The 16,855-nt window shown below is 47.7% G+C and carries 20 protein-coding genes; 2 read left to right on the forward strand and 18 right to left on the reverse strand.

The genetic code is table 11. From position 1 onward, the window contains the following. Position 1: 1 nt before the first annotated feature. The 18 genes from ACI3EZ_RS02085 to ACI3EZ_RS02170 form a co-directional block, all read right to left on the reverse strand. Entirely contained in the window at positions 2-220 is a 219-nt protein-coding gene (locus ACI3EZ_RS02085; RefSeq protein WP_405023949.1) for a DUF2969 domain-containing protein, read from the reverse strand. Next, entirely contained in the window at positions 195-530 is a 336-nt protein-coding gene (yidD, locus tag ACI3EZ_RS02090; RefSeq protein ID WP_405025357.1) for a membrane protein insertion efficiency factor YidD, read from the reverse strand. The genes ACI3EZ_RS02085 and yidD overlap by 26 nt, the downstream gene beginning before the upstream one ends. After that, a complete protein-coding gene (locus ACI3EZ_RS02095; RefSeq protein ID WP_405023951.1) occupies positions 527-1,573 on the reverse strand; it encodes a rod shape-determining protein in 1,047 nt (348 codons plus the stop codon). The genes yidD and ACI3EZ_RS02095 overlap by 4 nt, the downstream gene beginning before the upstream one ends. A gap of 177 nt (positions 1,574-1,750) precedes the next feature. Then, entirely contained in the window at positions 1,751-3,052 is a 1,302-nt protein-coding gene (gene murA, locus ACI3EZ_RS02100) for a UDP-N-acetylglucosamine 1-carboxyvinyltransferase (protein ID WP_405023952.1), read from the reverse strand. 35 nt (positions 3,053-3,087) lie between these two features. Continuing rightward, complete coding sequence (locus tag ACI3EZ_RS02105; protein WP_405023953.1) at positions 3,088-3,318, reverse strand: DUF1146 family protein; 231 nt, start codon at positions 3,316-3,318, stop codon at positions 3,088-3,090. A 259-nt stretch (positions 3,319-3,577) separates the two neighbouring features. After that, on the reverse strand, positions 3,578-3,994 hold the full coding sequence (locus ACI3EZ_RS02110; protein ID WP_405023954.1) for a F0F1 ATP synthase subunit epsilon: 417 nt from the start codon (positions 3,992-3,994) through the stop codon (positions 3,578-3,580). Between the two features lie 14 nt (positions 3,995-4,008). Then, positions 4,009-5,412 carry a F0F1 ATP synthase subunit beta gene (gene atpD / locus ACI3EZ_RS02115; RefSeq protein WP_405023955.1) on the reverse strand — a complete coding sequence of 468 codons (1,404 nt, stop codon included), beginning with the start codon at positions 5,410-5,412 and terminating at the stop codon, positions 4,009-4,011. A gap of 20 nt (positions 5,413-5,432) precedes the next feature. Beyond that, a complete protein-coding gene (locus ACI3EZ_RS02120) occupies positions 5,433-6,377 on the reverse strand; it encodes a F0F1 ATP synthase subunit gamma (RefSeq protein WP_405023956.1) in 945 nt (314 codons plus the stop codon). A 17-nt stretch (positions 6,378-6,394) separates the two neighbouring features. After that, on the reverse strand, positions 6,395-7,915 hold the full coding sequence (gene atpA / locus ACI3EZ_RS02125) for a F0F1 ATP synthase subunit alpha (protein ID WP_405023957.1): 1,521 nt from the start codon (positions 7,913-7,915) through the stop codon (positions 6,395-6,397). A gap of 20 nt (positions 7,916-7,935) precedes the next feature. Continuing rightward, entirely contained in the window at positions 7,936-8,478 is a 543-nt protein-coding gene (gene atpH / locus ACI3EZ_RS02130; RefSeq protein WP_405023958.1) for an ATP synthase F1 subunit delta, read from the reverse strand. Then, positions 8,465-8,986 (reverse strand): F0F1 ATP synthase subunit B, encoded by a 522-nt coding sequence (gene atpF, locus ACI3EZ_RS02135; protein WP_405025358.1) that lies wholly within the window; start codon positions 8,984-8,986, stop codon positions 8,465-8,467. Before atpF ends, atpH begins: the two co-directional genes overlap by 14 nt. A 47-nt stretch (positions 8,987-9,033) precedes the next feature. Continuing rightward, entirely contained in the window at positions 9,034-9,270 is a 237-nt protein-coding gene (atpE, locus tag ACI3EZ_RS02140; protein ID WP_283581459.1) for a F0F1 ATP synthase subunit C, read from the reverse strand. A gap of 49 nt (positions 9,271-9,319) precedes the next feature. Beyond that, on the reverse strand, positions 9,320-10,042 hold the full coding sequence (gene atpB, locus ACI3EZ_RS02145) for a F0F1 ATP synthase subunit A (protein WP_405025359.1): 723 nt from the start codon (positions 10,040-10,042) through the stop codon (positions 9,320-9,322). A gap of 277 nt (positions 10,043-10,319) precedes the next feature. Continuing rightward, positions 10,320-10,958 (reverse strand): uracil phosphoribosyltransferase, encoded by a 639-nt coding sequence (gene upp, locus ACI3EZ_RS02150; protein WP_405023961.1) that lies wholly within the window; start codon positions 10,956-10,958, stop codon positions 10,320-10,322. A gap of 59 nt (positions 10,959-11,017) precedes the next feature. After that, complete coding sequence (locus tag ACI3EZ_RS02155; RefSeq protein ID WP_405025360.1) at positions 11,018-12,025, reverse strand: L-threonylcarbamoyladenylate synthase; 1,008 nt, start codon at positions 12,023-12,025, stop codon at positions 11,018-11,020. A gap of 36 nt (positions 12,026-12,061) precedes the next feature. Beyond that, positions 12,062-12,904: a peptide chain release factor N(5)-glutamine methyltransferase gene (gene prmC / locus ACI3EZ_RS02160; protein WP_405025361.1), complete on the reverse strand. Its 843-nt coding sequence runs from the start codon at positions 12,902-12,904 to the stop codon at positions 12,062-12,064. Beyond that, a complete protein-coding gene (gene prfA, locus ACI3EZ_RS02165) occupies positions 12,897-13,979 on the reverse strand; it encodes a peptide chain release factor 1 (RefSeq protein WP_405023964.1) in 1,083 nt (360 codons plus the stop codon). Before prfA ends, prmC begins: the two co-directional genes overlap by 8 nt. A 1-nt stretch (position 13,980) precedes the next feature. After that, the gene (locus tag ACI3EZ_RS02170; protein WP_405025362.1) at positions 13,981-14,586 is read right to left on the reverse strand and encodes a thymidine kinase; all 606 of its coding nucleotides are present in this window, start codon (positions 14,584-14,586) and stop codon (positions 13,981-13,983) included. 146 nt (positions 14,587-14,732) lie between these two features. Between ACI3EZ_RS02170 and ACI3EZ_RS02175 the strand changes: the two genes are divergently transcribed. Continuing rightward, on the forward strand, positions 14,733-16,085 hold the full coding sequence (locus ACI3EZ_RS02175; RefSeq protein WP_405025363.1) for a MurT ligase domain-containing protein: 1,353 nt from the start codon (positions 14,733-14,735) through the stop codon (positions 16,083-16,085). Beyond that, positions 16,085-16,789 (forward strand): type 1 glutamine amidotransferase, encoded by a 705-nt coding sequence (locus tag ACI3EZ_RS02180; protein WP_405025364.1) that lies wholly within the window; start codon positions 16,085-16,087, stop codon positions 16,787-16,789. The genes ACI3EZ_RS02175 and ACI3EZ_RS02180 overlap by 1 nt, the downstream gene beginning before the upstream one ends. Positions 16,790-16,855 lie beyond the last annotated feature (66 nt).

A 16,855-nucleotide genomic window follows, 5' to 3' on the forward strand; every position in this document is an offset into this window, starting at 1 on the left:
ACTAGTTATGAAGATGGTATTCCCGAATCAAGGCATTAACCGCCTCATCTTCACTCGGTAACTTAAACTGCCGCCCGTCAGGAAGCTCTGCTTGAAACGCACCATCAACCGGCAACACCCGACCAATAACATCCTTTCCGACAACATACTCCGTTAAAAGTGTGCCATGATCCATCTTTTCGTTCGCAACAATTTCAATGTTTTTTTCCTTGCGTGCCACTATAATCCTCACTTTCCTCATTATCAGATATTTGCTCCATATACTGGTCTAGGTCAGATAAATCCAGGTGAGCATCCCGGTTACGATGAAGCGAAAAGTGATCCGGAACCGGATCATAACCAGGACGACAAAAAGGATTACACCGAAGTAACCGCGCGATTCCCATTAATCCGCCACGGATAACACCGAACCGTTCAACTGCGTTCATCATGTAGGTCGAACAAGTTGGATAATACCGGCATGCCGGCGGTAATGCAGGCGAAATGTAACGCTGGTAAAACCGTAATCCCGCTAAAAAATAACGTTTCATTTCGTAGAACTAGACTCGCTTTTGGTGGTCGCTGTCTTCTTGGCAAGCAACTTACTTGTCCCCACCGCAACATCATCTAACGGTGTTTCCGCGACGGTTACCGGAACCCGTAATTCATCCGCAAGTAACTCCGCAATCCCATCAAACTGCGCCCCGCCGCCTGTCAAAGTAACCCCTGACTCAATAATATCTCCAACAAGTTCCGGTGGGGTGTGGGCAATCACCTTTTTTGCCGCCACAACAATTTCCGCCATCGTCTCATGGATTGCATCCTCAACATCGTTAGAAGTCAATGTAATAGTCCGGGGCATCCCGTCAACAGTATCGCTCCCCCGAACCTGTAATTCAGCGTCCCGGTGATCCTTAATAACCGTTCCGATTTCAACCTTAGCCTGCTCAGCTGACCGTTCACCAATCAAGAGGTTATCGTGTTGCTTAACGTATGCAGCAATATCAGCGTTGAACGTATCCCCCGCCTTCCGGAGTGATGCGCTCGTCACAATTCCGCCAAGTGATAACACGGCAATGTCGCTTGACCCCCCACCAATATCAATAATCATACTGCCGTGGGGTTTAAAAATGTCCAGCCCCGCACCAATTGCGGCCGCCTTAGGCTCCTTCTCCAAAAACACCTGACCACCGCCGGATTTTTCCGCCGCCTGAATTAACGCCTTTTGCTCAACGTCGGTAGTATCCGTCGGGCAACAAATCATAATGTTGGGCCGCGTTAAAAAGCCCTTCACGTTCAGCTTTTTAATAAAATGGGCTAACATTGCCTCAGCCATATCAAAATCGGCAATGACACCGCCCTTTAATGGACGAACAGCGCGAATATTTTCGGGTGTCCGTCCCACCATGGCAGCCGCCTCATTTCCCACCGCAACAACTTTATGCTTATCATCAGCAACGGCAACAACCGCCGGCTCATTCACGACAATTCCTTCACCCTGAACATTAATTAGGACATTTGCTGTTCCTAAATCAACACCAATATTTTTTGTCGCTGTGCGCTTTCCAAACAAAAACCTCCGTGTAGCAGTCATGCTACTAACCTCCTCGTCATTGGACAATTCACCGTCCATGTCCTCCCGATTATACCATAATCATAGGTATTTCTCCGATTCATTCGCGGCGATTTTCTAATTTCATCTTTTCAAAAAACAGGAAACCACGACCGTAAACCCTCGCGTAACGATCCTCGTTTCCTGTTCACCATTATTCTATTTTGACTCAGCCTTTACCCGTACACTTTCCGGAATAATATCATCAACCCGTTTGATTTCAGCACCAAGAGCCGCTAATTTCTGATGGAAATGATAATATCCCCGGTCAAGGTATTCCAAGTGTGTAACCTGCGTAATTCCATCGGCGACAAGGCCGGCAATTACCAGCGCCGCTCCTGCCCGTAAATCGGTCGCAGCCACCTCGGCCCCACTAAACTTAGTCGGTCCGTACAACACAACGGTATCTCCCTCCACCTTGAAGTTAGCGTTCATTCGCCGAAGTTCTTCCAAGTGCATAAAGCGATTTTCAAAAACCGTTTCCGTTAACACACTCGTCCCCCGAGCAGCGAGTTGCAACACCGTCATTTGCGGTTGCATATCCGTCGGAAAACCCGGGTGCGGCAACGTCTTTACTTCAATAGGCTTGAGTTCTTGGGGGCCGACAACCCGGATGCCCGCCGCGCTAACCATTACCTGTGCGCCCATTTCCCGTAACTTTGAAATCAACGGTTTATTATGTTCTGCTACCGCATTTTTAACCAAAACGTCTCCGTGCGTAACTGCCGCCGCTGTCATAAAAGTCCCGGCTTCAATCCGGTCTTGCATTACCTGGTATGTTGTTCCGTGAAGGTGGTCCACTCCAATAATTTTAAGGGTATCCGTTCCTGCCCCCACAACGCGCGCACCCATTTTATTAAGGGCATTTGCTAGGTCAACGATTTCCGGTTCCCGCGCAACGTTTTGGATTACCGTTGTTCCTTCGGCTAAGACCGCCGCCATCATAATATTTTGGGTTGCCCCAACACTTGGAAAATCAAGGTATATCCGGGCCCCCTTAAGGTGGTCTGCCTGCGCTTCAATGTAACCGTCATGTTGCTCGATTGTTGCGCCAAGTGCTCGCAATCCCTTCAAATGAAGATCAACTGGCCGAGAACCAATCGCGCATCCTCCGGGCATTGCCACCTTAGCCCGACCTAACCGGGCAAGAAGCGGTCCTAAAACAACGACGGACGCCCGCATCTTTGATACGTACTTAAACGGTGCTTCGTACGATAAATTTCCCGTTGCATCCAGGGTAATCGTATTTTCCCGCTCCTCAAAACCAACTTGAACGTTGAGAAACCGAATAACGTTATTCATCGTGTACACATCCGCTAAAATCGGAACGTCTGTCAAGACGGTGCGCCCCTCCGTCGGTAAAATTGCCGCCGCTAAAATCGGTAAGACCGCATTTTTTGCTCCTTCAATAGCAACTGTTCCTTGTAGCCGCTGCCCGCCATGAACAATAATCTTTTCCATTGAAATGATCCTTTCACAAGTTAATTTTATTCGTCTTATAACAAGTAACCAAGATTCCGGACATTAGTAATAAAGCTAAGGAAAAACTGACTACACGTGAATCCCAGTGCAACCGCCCCTAGAACAACTAGTAACCGTACTGCCCACTGCTGCTCAGAGGGAAAGAAACGGTCAAGCCGTAACCCCTGAAGCATATAAAACGTCACTGCGATAAACGTAAAGTGACTTATTAAGGTTAAAAGCGCCATTATACCGTATAGTTTCATTGCCTTCCTCCGCAAATAAATTCGCTCTCATCATAGCATAAAAACCGTTACCAGAATGTAATGTTCCCGTAATTTTAATCTTTTTAATAAGGTTAATTAATAACCTTCTTCCCCAAAGGACTAATCACAAATAGTAAATCGTACGAACCACGAATCGTAATTTCTAATTCTCAATTTATTTAGAAATAACAAAAAATAGACAACAAAAAAGAGACCAGGCAATTGTCCCTAGCCTCTTCATTGAAGGTAACCAATTTTCTTAATGTTTTGTAATGTTCAACCGGTTAATTGCCCGCCGGAGAGAAACCTCCGCCCGCCGCATTGCAGCATCATCATGTTTCTGCTTTGCGGCAGCGATTGCTTCTTCAGCACGCTTTTTGGCCTGTTCAGCCCGTGAGATATCGATATCCTCTTTGCGCTCCGCAGCCGATGCCAAGACGGTTAAGGTGTTATCAGAAAATTCACAAAAACCGCCACTCACTGCGATTTCATCAAACTGATCCTCGCCTTTTTTCACCCGAATTTCATCGATTGCAAGTGAAGCAAGCAACGGAATATGATTCGGCATAATCCCGACTTCACCACCAGTTGTTTTGCAAATCACCAATGTGGACTGGTCATTGTAGACCGTTCCATCCGGCGTTACGACGTTAACAGTTAAAACAGGTTCAGCCATTAGACGTTCCCTCCTTAATTGTTAGTCATCTTTTTTGCTTTTTCAACAACTTCCTCAATCCGACCAACTGATAAGAACGCATCTTCCGGAAGGTCATCGTACTTTCCCTTCAGGATTTCATCAAAGCCCTTAACGGTTTCTTCAACAGGAACATAGGACCCTGGAACCCCCGTAAACTGTTCAGCTACGTGGAAGTTCTGTGATAAGAAGAACTGAATCCGCCGGGCCCGGTTAACAATGACCTTTTCTTCATCAGACAACTCATCCATCCCAAGAATCGAGATGATATCCTGTAGCTCACGGTACCGCTGGAGAATATGCTGAACTTCCGTGGCAACCCGATAATGTTCCTCACCTACAATTTCAGGTGCAAGAGCACTTGAAGTTGATGCGAGCGGGTCCACGGCCGGGTAAATCCCAATCTGCGTTAATGACCGCTCCAGGTTCGTCGTTGCGTCCAAGTGGGCGAACGTCGTTGCTGGAGCCGGGTCGGTATAGTCATCAGCAGGCACGTAAACGGCCTGAATTGACGTAACTGACCCCTTCTTCGTAGAAGTGATCCGTTCCTGCAACTGACCCATTTCAGTAGCTAGTGTTGGCTGGTACCCAACGGCTGACGGAATCCGTCCAAGAAGGGCGGACACCTCTGACCCAGCCTGCGTGAACCGGAAAATGTTATCGATAAACAACAGCACATCCTGACCTTCAACGTCCCGGAAATACTCAGCAATCGTTAACCCGGTTAACGCAACCCGCATCCGGGCTCCAGGCGGCTCGTTCATTTGCCCAAAAACCATGGCTGTCTTCTCGAGAACACCGGATTCCTTCATTTCGTAGTACAGGTCGTTCCCTTCACGGGTCCGTTCACCAACACCAGTAAATACCGAAATTCCATCGTGTTCCTGAGCAATGTTATGGATTAATTCCTGAATCAGCACGGTTTTACCAACACCGGCACCACCGAACAGACCAATCTTTCCCCCCTTAACGTATGGTGCTAAGAGGTCAATAACCTTAATCCCCGTTTCGAGAATTTCAGTTCCCGTACTCAATTGATCATAGTCAGGTGCATTCCGGTGGATTGGATTCCGCTGTGCATCTTCACCAAACTCTGGACCGTTATCAATGGTTTCCCCAAGGACGTTAAATACCCGTCCGAGCGTTTCCTTTCCAACAGGAACGCTAATTGAAGCCCCCGTATCAACAACCTGCGCGCCACGCTTCAAACCGTCCGTTCCGTCCATGGCGATTGTCCGCATGATTCCGTCACCCAATTCGAGGGCAACTTCGATAACTAATTCGCTACCATCTTCACGCTTAACCTTTAAGGCGTTGTCAATTTCTGGTAATGCTTCATTTAATGGAAACTGAACATCAACAACAGGACCGATAACTTGAACGACTGTTCCAGTACTCATTCGTTATTCCTCCTGTTTTCTTATTCTAAGGCAGCTTGTGCACCCGTAATTTCCGTGATTTCCGTCGTGATGGCACTTTGCCGAGCCCGGTTATACTGTAATTCCAAATTGGCAATAATATCACTCGCGTTATCCGAAGCCGACCGCATTGCGGTTGAACTTGAGGCGTGTTCGGAAGTCTTGGCGTCAAGAATCGAACCATAAACCAGACTTTCCGCATACTGCGGAAGAACGGCCTCGAGAATTGCTTCTTCTGACGGTTCGGTCTCGTACAGGCTACTGATTGTATCTGTATCCGCTGTTTTCTTATCCGTGAGATCGTCATGCCCCAAATTTTCTGCTGAAATCGGGAGCATCTTCTCTGCCCGGAAAACAGACGTTAACGTGTTGACGAAGTGGCTGTAACAAACGTATAATTCGTCGTACTCAGCCTCGTCATACCGCTGAATAATTTCCCGCACGATTGGCCGCACTTCCCGAAACGTCGGCACGTCACTAACACCCCGGTACTCGTATTCCACGGTGAATCCCCGTTTCTTAAAGAAATCCGCACCGGTTCCGCCAATTGCAAGAATCACAACGTCATCCTTGGTGTGCTTTCCCTTCTGGATAACTTCCATTGTCTGCTTAATGATATTACTATTATAGCTTCCAACCAGCCCTCGGTCCGAGGTGATTACCATAATCCCAATTTTATGGACAGGCCGCTGGATCAGCATTCCAAGGCCGCTCTTCCTTTCAGCAGGCGCATCCTCAGAACCAGCCGCAGCAGCAGCAAGTAAGTGGGACTTAGCAAGGTGGGTAATCACACTCCGTACTTTATCGGCATATTCACGGTAACTCGTTGTGTGGTGTTGAATCTGGTTCAACTTGGACGTTGAAACCATCTGCATTGCACTGGTAATTTGCTTCGTCTTCTTAGTTGAAGCAATCTTCCGCTTAACTGCTTGCAGTGAACCAGCCATTTATGTCACCACCCTTCTTATTTGCTACCCTTATCGCTTGGCTGAAATGTTTCAGTAAATTCCTTGATTGCAGCATCAAGCTTATTAGTATCCGGTAAGTCACCCGTCTTAGCGATGACATCTAACAAATCCTTGTGGTTACTATCAAAGAAAGCAAACATTTCATTCTGGTATCTTAAAATATCAGCAACCGCGATGGTGTCTAGGAACCCATGCGTCAGGGCGTACAGAATCAACACCTGTTTCTCGACTGGAAGCGGCTTGTGAAGCGGCTGCTTTAATACCTCAACCGTCCGTTGCCCACGGTTCAACTTAGCCTGCGTTGCCGCATCCAAATCTGAACCGAACTGAGCGAACGACTCTAGTTCGTGGAATGAAGCAAGATCCAACCGAAGAGTTCCGGCAACCTTCTTCATTGCCTTAATCTGGGCAGCGCCCCCAACACGAGAAACAGACGTTCCGGCATCAATCGCCGGCCGAATTCCTGAGTAAAAGTTGTCACTGTCAAGGAAGATCTGACCATCAGTAATTGAGATCACGTTCGTTGGAATGTAGGCCGAAACATCGCCAGCCTTCGTTTCAATGAACGGAAGAGCTGTCATCGAGCCACCGCCAAGATCATCGCTTAGCTTGGCAGCCCGTTCAAGCAGCCGGGAATGCAGGTAGAAAACGTCCCCTGGATATGCTTCACGTCCAGGCGGCCGCCGTAAAATAAGTGACAGTTCACGGTAAGCGTCGGCCTGCTTTGAAAGGTCATCGTAAACAATTAAGACGTGCTTACCGTTAAACATAAACTCTTCGCCCATTGCTGCCCCAGCATATGGTGCTAACCACAGCATCGGCGCTGGTGATGACGGTCCAGCAGTTACAACGATGGTGTAATCCATTGCGCCGAACTTCCGCAGCGTTTCAACTTGAGCACGCACGGTCGAATCCTTCTGCCCGATAGCAACGTAGATACAAATCATATCCTGATCTTTCTGGTTAATAATTGTATCAATAGCAACGGACGTTTTCCCGGTCTTCCGGTCACCAATCACTAACTCACGCTGTCCCCGGCCAATTGGAACCAGGGAGTCAATCGCCTTTAACCCGGTCTGAAGAGGTTCAAAAACAGATTGCCGTTCCATAACGCCAGGAGCCTTATGCTCAATTGGCCGTGTCTTCGTCGTTTTGATTTCACCTAAACCATCAACCGGCTGCCCAAGAGGGTTGACAACCCGACCAATTAATTCTTCACCAACTGGTACTTCCATAATCCGGCCAGTCCGCTTAACGGTATCGCCTTCCCGGATTCCCTTGTAGTCCCCCAGGATAACGATTCCGACATCAGATTGTTCCAGGTTCTGTGCCATTCCGTAGGTACCGTCAGCAAACTCTAACAGTTCACCTGATAAGGCGTTATCTAACCCGTTTGCCCGGGCAATTCCGTCCCCAACATACGTTACGGTACCGACTTCTTCAACAGTAAGTTCATCTTGGTAATTTGCTAATTGCTGTTTGATCAGAGCACTGATTTCCTCAGCTTTAATGCTCATAAAAGTCTCACCTCTTTAAATCATTTTAATAACAGACGCTTGATGTGCTCAATCTTGGACTTGATTGAACCGTCATAGATGTAACTATTTGAATGGAGAATTACCCCACCAATGATCGACTCGTCAACAACCGTGTCAACCACAACCTTATTTGCACCTACAACATTAGCAAATGAAGAGGCAAGCTTGTCCTTCTGCTCATCATCCAACTCAATGGCGGTCGTTACGGTTGCTCGGACCGTCCTATGGTACTCATCATTTAATCTGTTAAATTCACTGACAATCCCATCAAAGTTAACTAATCGCCGGTAATCATACAGCATAGTTACCAGGTTTTTCGTTACCGGTGACAGGTCGGCAGTTATCGCTGTTAACATGGCCTGCTTAGCCTTCTCTGTAATCTGAGGACTGGTCATGAACAACATAAATTGTGATTCTTCGTTAAACGCCTGGTTAAGCGTTGTTAACTCAACCTGCACATCTTCAAGTACTTGCTTTTCCTGCGCAAGTTCAAACAACGCCGTTCCATAACGCCGGGCGATCGTTGCATTACTTTGTGACATTTTGCTTCCCCAACCCTTCAATGTAAGAGTCAACTAAGGCCTTCTGGTCATCAGCAGAAAGTTCTTTCTTGATAACCTTCGAAGCAATCTCAATGGACAATTCAGCAACATCATTCCGCACACCGTCAATGGCTTCTTGCCGTTCCTGCTCAATGTCCTTCTTTGCGTTTGCCTTCAGCGTTGCGACTTCTTTGTGGGCGGCATCAACGATGTCAGCCTTCTGTTGTTCGCCGTTCTTCTTCGCCCGGTCAACAATTTGGGAAGCCTCAACGTGTGAATTCTTCAGCGCCTCTTCGCGTTGAGCAGCAAGCTGTTCGGCTTTCTGCCGGGACTTTTCTGCAGAGTCAATGTCACTAGCAATCTTCTCAGCCCGTTTATCCATCATCTTAGTCACTGGTCCCCAAGCAAAATGCTTAACAACTAATGCCATGACAATGAACAAAATCAGGTAGTAGAGGAAATCGCCCCATTGAACACCAGACGTTGCGCTTAAAAGCATCGAATTCATCGCTTAGCACCTCCTTATTACTATATTTACGCAGCTGATATAAGGAACTACTTAGCAAGTAACATGAAGGCAATAACGATTGAAATAATCGGCACAGCTTCAATCAGCCCAACACCAATGAACATGTTTGTCCGTAACTGACCAGTTAATTCTGGCTGCCGTGACATCCCTTCGAGCATCTTCGAAATAACGAGCCCATTACCAACACCAGTACCAACAGAAGCCAACCCTGCGGCGAGCCCTGCACCAAGTAAAGCTAAACCTGTAATAATACTAGAAGCCATAATAAAATTCCTCCTTAATGTACCTCTCACGAAGTTGCTTCCAACTTCACTACTCTTCTTCGACCTTTTGTGAAATATACACCATTGTCAGTGTGACAAAGACATATGCCTGGATCGCTCCAATAAAGACCGAGAATGCTTGCCAAATCATTTCAAGCGGAATTGATGAAACAAAACCAACCGGTCCTGCCTTAACAAGACCTCCAATAACCTCCAACAGTACTTCCCCGGCGTAAATGTTACCGAATAAACGGAGTGCTAGCGTCATGAAATTGGTGAATTGTTCCAGCAGGTTAATCGGAAATAGGAAAAAGAACGGCTTTAAGTACGTATTCTTAACGTAACCCTTAAAGCCAAATTTCTGTACCCCTGCAGCATGGGACAGAACCAGCACCATCAACGCCAACGTCAGTGTTGTTGTTGCTGATGCCGTCGGACTCCGGAAGAAGTTAAAGTCCTGTCCGTGCTTTGCAATATCAAATTGGAAGATCAGCCCTGCCTGGTTAGCGATGAAGATAAATGCAAAAAGTACGAAAGCGAACAGCCGGTACTTCTTACCTTCTTCATCGGGAAGAACTCCTTTGATGATCCCGTTTGTGAAATCAATTAGCCATTCCAGCATATTTTGCCGTCCCGTCGGCTTAAGCTTCAAGTCACGGGAAAACCAAAAAACAAGGGCAAGAAAAACAAATGCCACTAGGGTCCCAGAGATGATGTTACTTACGTTGAAGGGAATCCCAAAAAGTTTCACAATTTGAAACGATTCATCCACAAGTCTCACCTCTTTTCAAATAAAATCATACGGTTAAACAATAAGGTCGAACCATAAGAGAATTCAGGGGCAAAAATCCCGTGAATACATGTAGAATCATACCACTTACACCTCAATTTCACAAAGTTAATTTGGAAATTTCTTAGGCCAATACCGAACAATCCTGTCCTAACAACACCCCGATAAGGCAGCGTTATTCCCAAAACAGCGAATAATAAACCGCATACCAAAAAACCGGATTCAGCCGATTCCCCGTCCAAATCCGGAAATTATTACCCTAATTCACATCGACTGTTCCGTATAACCGGTCACCCGCATCACCTAACCCCGGAACAATGTACCCAATTTCATTAAGACGGTCATCAAGGGCTGCTGCATACAGCTCAATGTCAGGATGAGCAGCCATCAGTTTATCAACCCCCTCAGGAGCCGCCACGATGCTTAGGAACTTAATTCGTTTTGCCCCCCGTTGCTTGAGCGCCTCGACTGCCATCATGGCAGAGCCCCCCGTTGCTAACATCGGGTCGATGATGATTACCTGTCTGTCACTAAGTTTATGGGGAAATTTAGCATAATACTCTTCCGGAACCAGGGTTTCTTCGTCCCGTTGCATTCCGATGAATCCTACCCTAGCAGACGGAAGCATATCCAACACTCCATCCAGCATCCCCATTCCGGCTCGTAAAATTGGAACCACGACAGGCTTCTTCCCGCCAAGCTTCTTTTCCGTTGCCGTTCCCATTGGCGTCGTTACCGTAACATCCTCCAAGGGAAAATCCCGGGTTGCTTCATACGTCATCAGCTGGGCGATTTCCGTCACGCATTGCCGAAATTGATTTGTGCTACAATCCTTATCCCGAATAATCGTCAATTTATGCTGAACCAACGGGTGACTAACCACCGTAAAGTTTTTCATGCTGTCACGCTCCTATCCCGGCATCACGGTACCGGCTTAATCATCATAATCATACCATACTAACCGTGGAAGAACTGGTCTCCTGCTGCTTTTCGCAACCGGTTCATGTACGCCATTCCTAGCCCTTCTTCAGGGTATGCGGGAGCAAGGATGTAATCAACAGGTACGTTGCTATCAAAATACCGTAATCCAGCAAAGAGCCTGCGACTAGCCGTTGCGACATCCGCCCCTATATCAAAGAACGGGTGGGACGTCTGTTTTTTCAGCACCGCTGACGCCATTACGCCAACCTTTTTTTCCTGCCGGTCAGCCCATCGAAGTGCCTCCGGCCACTCATCAGTAGCGACAATTAGTACCTGAGCGGCTGGCGCATAATGCTTGTACTTCATCCCAGGTGCCTTGGGAATTTCAGTTTTCCCGACGTGATGATTATCAGCTAATACCGGACAACCAAGGACGCCCTCAATTTCTTCTGGCGTAACCGCTCCAGGACGAAGAATTGTCGGCTGCCCCTTACTAAGATCAAGGATGGTTGATTCAACACCCACCTTTGTCGGTCCGTCATCAATAATTCCCGCAATCCGACCATTCATATCGTGATAAACATGTTGGGCTGTTGTTGGGCTTGGTTTTCCAGAAGTGTTGGCTGATGGTCCAACGATTGGCGTATCAGCCGCCGCAATCATCTTCCGCGTTGTTTCGTTGGCAGGACACCGGAATGCCGCCGTAGTCAGCCCCCCCGTCACCGTCTTGGATAGTTTTCCCGGAGCAACGTTAAAGATTAACGTCAGCGAACCTGGCCAGAAATGGTCGATTAACCGTTGGGCCCGCTTATCCACCGGTCCGGTAAAGCGCTCCATCATCGCCTGTGAACTAACCGTCACAATCAACGGGTTGTCAGACGGGCGGCCCTTTGCCAGGTATACCCGCTTGGCCGCCTGCTCATTAGTGGCATCCGCACCAAGGCCATAGACCGTCTCCGTTGGAAAAGCGATCAATTCGCCAAGCTGAATCTCCTTTGCCGCAGCTTCGTATTCGTCTGGCTGATAAATCCGCGTAATCATCATTATTACCGCTTCCTTTCACCATAGTCCTCATTTTCACTATAAACATACTCGCACCATACGGTCATGGCCCGCTTCATCCTGACGGACTGTTACCTGCGCAGCTGGAAACTGCCCTTCAAAGAGTTGGCGAACAGCTTCCCCCTGATGCCAGCCGATCTCAAGGTATATCCGCCCGTGGGGGGATAAAATCCGAAACACTTCTTTTGCTAACCGGCGGTACACTGCTAACCCGTTTTCCGGGGCAAAAAGTGCCCTGACAGGCTCATGCTTACGCACGCTTATATCCATCTGGGATTGCTCCGTCATCGCAATATATGGCGGGTTCATAACAAGCACGTCATATTGTCCGGTTAACGGCGCGGTTAAGTCTCCAACTGTTACGCTAACAACTGCCCCTAACTGACGGGCATTGAGGCGCGCCACCCGTGCAGCCCACGGTGAAATATCCGTTAACGTTACCTGCCACTCTGGATGAGCTAACTTCAGCGTGATTCCAATGTTGCCGCTCCCGGTCCCAATGTCAACAACTTGCTTGGGCGCACTCCCCGGATAATCTGCAAGGAGCCACTCAACCAAATCACCCGTTTCCACCCGGGGAATCAACGTATCTTCCGTCACGGTAAACCACCGTCCAAAAAACGGTGCTTTCCCGACCAGCTGCTGGGGCGGCCAACCGGTACATACCCGTTGAACGTTGACTTGGTACCGGTGCCACTCTGTAACCGGCATGGGCTCTTGCAAATGAACGAGCAACGCGGTCGCATCCCACTCATGAGGGGCACGCAATAACCACGTTGCATCTTCCCGGTAACCACCATGGGCTGCAACATAAGAAAAAGCCCACTGTTGGGCTTCAAAATACGTCGGCTGGCTAATCATTTTGGAGCTCTTCCAGCGCTTTGGTTTGGTCGTAAAGAACAAGGGCATCAATAATCTCTTCAAGTTCTCCGTTCATAATCCGATCCAACTTATTTAAGGACAACCCAATTCGGTGATCCGTAACCCGATTTTGGGGGTAATTATACGTCCGGATTCGCTCTGACCGGTCTCCGGTTCCAACCGCTGACTTCCGGTTTTCGTCGTACTCATTTTGTTCCTTCGTTGCGTAATAGTCGTACACCCGCGCTTTTAAAATCTGCATCGCCTTCGCCCGGTTTTGTTGTTGGGAACGCTCATCTTGCATTGCAACAACAATTCCCGTTGGTAAATGGGTCATTCGTACCGCAGACGACGTCTTATTAATGTGCTGTCCACCAGCTCCGGACGACCGGTAAACGTCAACCCGAATATCCTTTGGGTCAATTTCAATCTCAACGTCCTCTTCTTCAGGCATAACTACCACCGTCGCTGTTGAGGTATGTACCCGGCCAGCTGATTCGGTTACCGGTACCCGTTGTACCCGGTGGGCCCCACTCTCGTACTTTAACTTTGAATATACCTGGTTCCCACTAATCAAAACTGCAACTTCCTTGAAGCCCCCGACTTCAGTCTGATTCTTATCAATTACCTGGAACTTCCATCCCTGCCGCTCAGCGTACTTGCTGTACATCGAAAAAAGATCAGCAGCAAAGAGACTCGCTTCGTCTCCCCCGGCGGCACCCCGAATTTCCATAATGATGTTTTTATCATCGTTAGGGTCCTTGGGAATCAACAGAATCTTAATTTCATCTTCGAGCTGCTCCTTCTCCTCCTTAGAGGCCGCGAGTTCTTCCTTAACCATGGCCGTCATTTCATCATCCATGCCCGCATCAAGCATTTCCTCATCATCCTTGATCTGCTGAACAACCTTCTTATAACGGTCATACTTTTCAACGGTTTCCTTTAGGTCAGCCATCTCCTTGGACAACTTCGTAAACCGCTTGGTGTCAGCAATGACGTCCGGATCTGACAACAATCCGCCCAATTCTTCATACCGGTCAGCTAACATTTGTAACCGGTCAAATAACTTATCCATATTAATCGTAATCCTCCTTTACGTTCTGGTGGATTAATTCCTCGTTCGGATGAAAGTAGTGTTCCCGACAAACCGGATAATACGCTTCGTTACCCCCAATTTGAATCTGTTCGCCATCGTAAACGGGATGCCCTTCATTAACCCGAAGGTTCATCGTGGCCTTCCGTTCACAGAACCAGCAAATCGTCTTCATTTCCTCAATTTTATCGGCATACAAGAGAAGATACTTAGTCCCTTCGAACAACTCATTCCGAAAATCATTTTTCAACCCAAACGTCATTACCGGAATCCCTAGCTCATCAACAATCTGGGTAAGTTCCATGATATGGTGTCGCTGAAGAAACTCTGCTTCGTCAATCAGTACACACGAAACCTTTCCGGGAACCGCCTTAACGTGTTCAAAAACGTTTGTCTCCGGATAAATAATTTCCGCCCTTCGCTTTAGTCCGATCCGGCTCGCAATTACTCCCTGACCTGCCCGATCATCAACACTGCTCGTCATGATGATGACCTGTTTTCCTTCTTCTTCGTAGTTATGGGCCACCTTTAAAATTTCAATGGTTTTCCCACTGTTCATTGCACCGTACCGAAAAAAAAGCTGTGCCACCCTACTTCACATCCTCTATCAGTCTTTCCGTCTAAGTATAGCTGATTTTACGCTAAAATGCACCAACTGGTAGTCCGATCCCGCCGCCGCACTCGTTTTATGATAAAATTCAGGGGAAGCTTTTGATACGAAAGGATAATAAAGGCATGACACTTAGAAGTTCATTTGCAGCCCTTGCGGGGAAATCATCGTACCGGCTCCTTCACGATGTCCTTCACCGCGGCGGAACCTCGTTTCCCGGCGGCCTGGCACTTAAAATTGACCCAGCCGTGCTAACAACACTTGCTAAAAACTACGAGGTCATTATCATTACGGGAACAAACGGCAAAACCCTTACCACTAATTTAACGGTTAAAGCGCTTCGCCCGGCCTTCCCGCACATCCTAACAAATCCCAGCGGGTCAAACATGATGCAGGGAATCGTTACGGCATTTTTAACTAACCAAAAAGCTAAAAGCGGAAGACACCTCGCGGTGATTGAAACCGACGAGGCAAACGTCCCGTTAATTTCGCAATACGTTAACCCTAAAGCATACGTCTTCACGAATCTTTTTCGTGACCAACTGGACCGCTACGGTGAAATTTACACCACATATAACAAGATCCTTAAGGGAGTACGAATGCACCCCGATGCACTTATTATCGCTAACGGAGATGCACCCATCTTCAACAGCGTAACCCTTCCTAACAAAATCATATACTATGGGTTTGCTAATCGGCCTGATAAAATCCAGAATGCCCCTGCTAACACGGACGGATTGCTATGCCCTAAATGTCACCACATTCTACGGTATAAGGAACTGGTTTACGGTAATCTAGGGAAGTACTTTTGCCCCCACTGTGATTTCCACCGGCCAGGCCTAACCTACCAGGTAACAACAATCGTTAACCAAACGCCGCAATCATCAACGTTTATGATTAATAACCATAAAATTACCCTCCACATTGGGGGCACGTATAACATCTACAACGCCTTGGCCGCGTACGCCGTTGCCCGGGAAATGGGCGTTTTGCCGGAAGATATTGTCCATCAACTTAGCACGAATGACAAGAAGGTCTTTGGCCGCCAGGAAGTTATTCCCCTTGATGGTAAGGACGTTACGCTTATCCTCGTTAAGAACCCAGTTGGATTAGACCAGGTATTACAAATGATTAAAACCGACAACGAACCGTTTTCGCTGGCGGTCCTCCTGAACGCGAACTACGCCGATGGAATTGATACCAGTTGGATTTGGGACGGCCGGTTTGAAGACCTCCCGTTCGAGCGGATTCCAGCGGTTCTTACCGGTGGCGAGCGGTACCGCGATATTACGTTCCGCTTGCGGGTTGCCGGCGTTCCGGAAGAACATTTTGACCACAAAGAAAACCTCAAGGATGTAGTTACAGCAATCAAACAAATGCCCACCAAACACGTATACGTTCTCGCAACGTACACCGCGGTGCTGCAGTTGCGCGCGCTCCTTGCCAGTGATGGATACATTAACGGGGAGATGAAGTAATGAAATACGAATTACACTTAACCCACCTATACGGAAACCTTCTTAATACGTACAGTGATATCGGAAATATCCTAACGCTTCAGTACTATGCCAAGCAGATGAACATCCACATTACCCCCGAAGTTATTTCCCTTGACCAGCAATTTGACCCAGATAACACCGATTTGGTTCTCTTTGGCGGGGGACAAGACCTGGAACAAAAGGTTGTTTCTGATGACATTCAAACAAAGCGCGATGCCATTATCCAATACATTGAAACGGACGGCCCGCTGCTTGCCGTTTGTGGAGGCTACCAGCTTCTTGGTGAATACTACGTCGGGGCGGATGGCACTAAGATAAAGGGGATCCACGCCCTGGACCACCGCACTGAAACCCAGGAAAATAACCGTTTTATCGGTGACATTAAAATTAAAAATGCCGAAACCGGACAAATCTACCATGGATTTGAAAACCACAACGGAATGACCTTCCTCGGAAAAAACGAACGGCCGCTTGGGCAAGTCATCGAGGGCCACGGAAACAACGGTCAGGACGGAACGGAAGGGGCCATTCATAAAAACACCTTCTGTACGTACTTTCACGGCCCGGTGCTTGCTAGAAACGGCGAACTAGCAAAACGCCTGCTTCTCATTGCCTTGAAACGCAAGTATCCCGACGCGGATTTGAGTGCGGCGAAAGCATTAAAAATCAAACCAACGTACTAAACATTTTCAGCTGTACCATTCACGTAAATTTCTCGTTCACCGTGGATGGTTATTTTTTTACGTAAC

The organism is Ligilactobacillus sp. LYQ60 (assembly GCF_045033015.1).
GTDB lineage: Bacteria > Bacillota > Bacilli > Lactobacillales > Lactobacillaceae > Ligilactobacillus.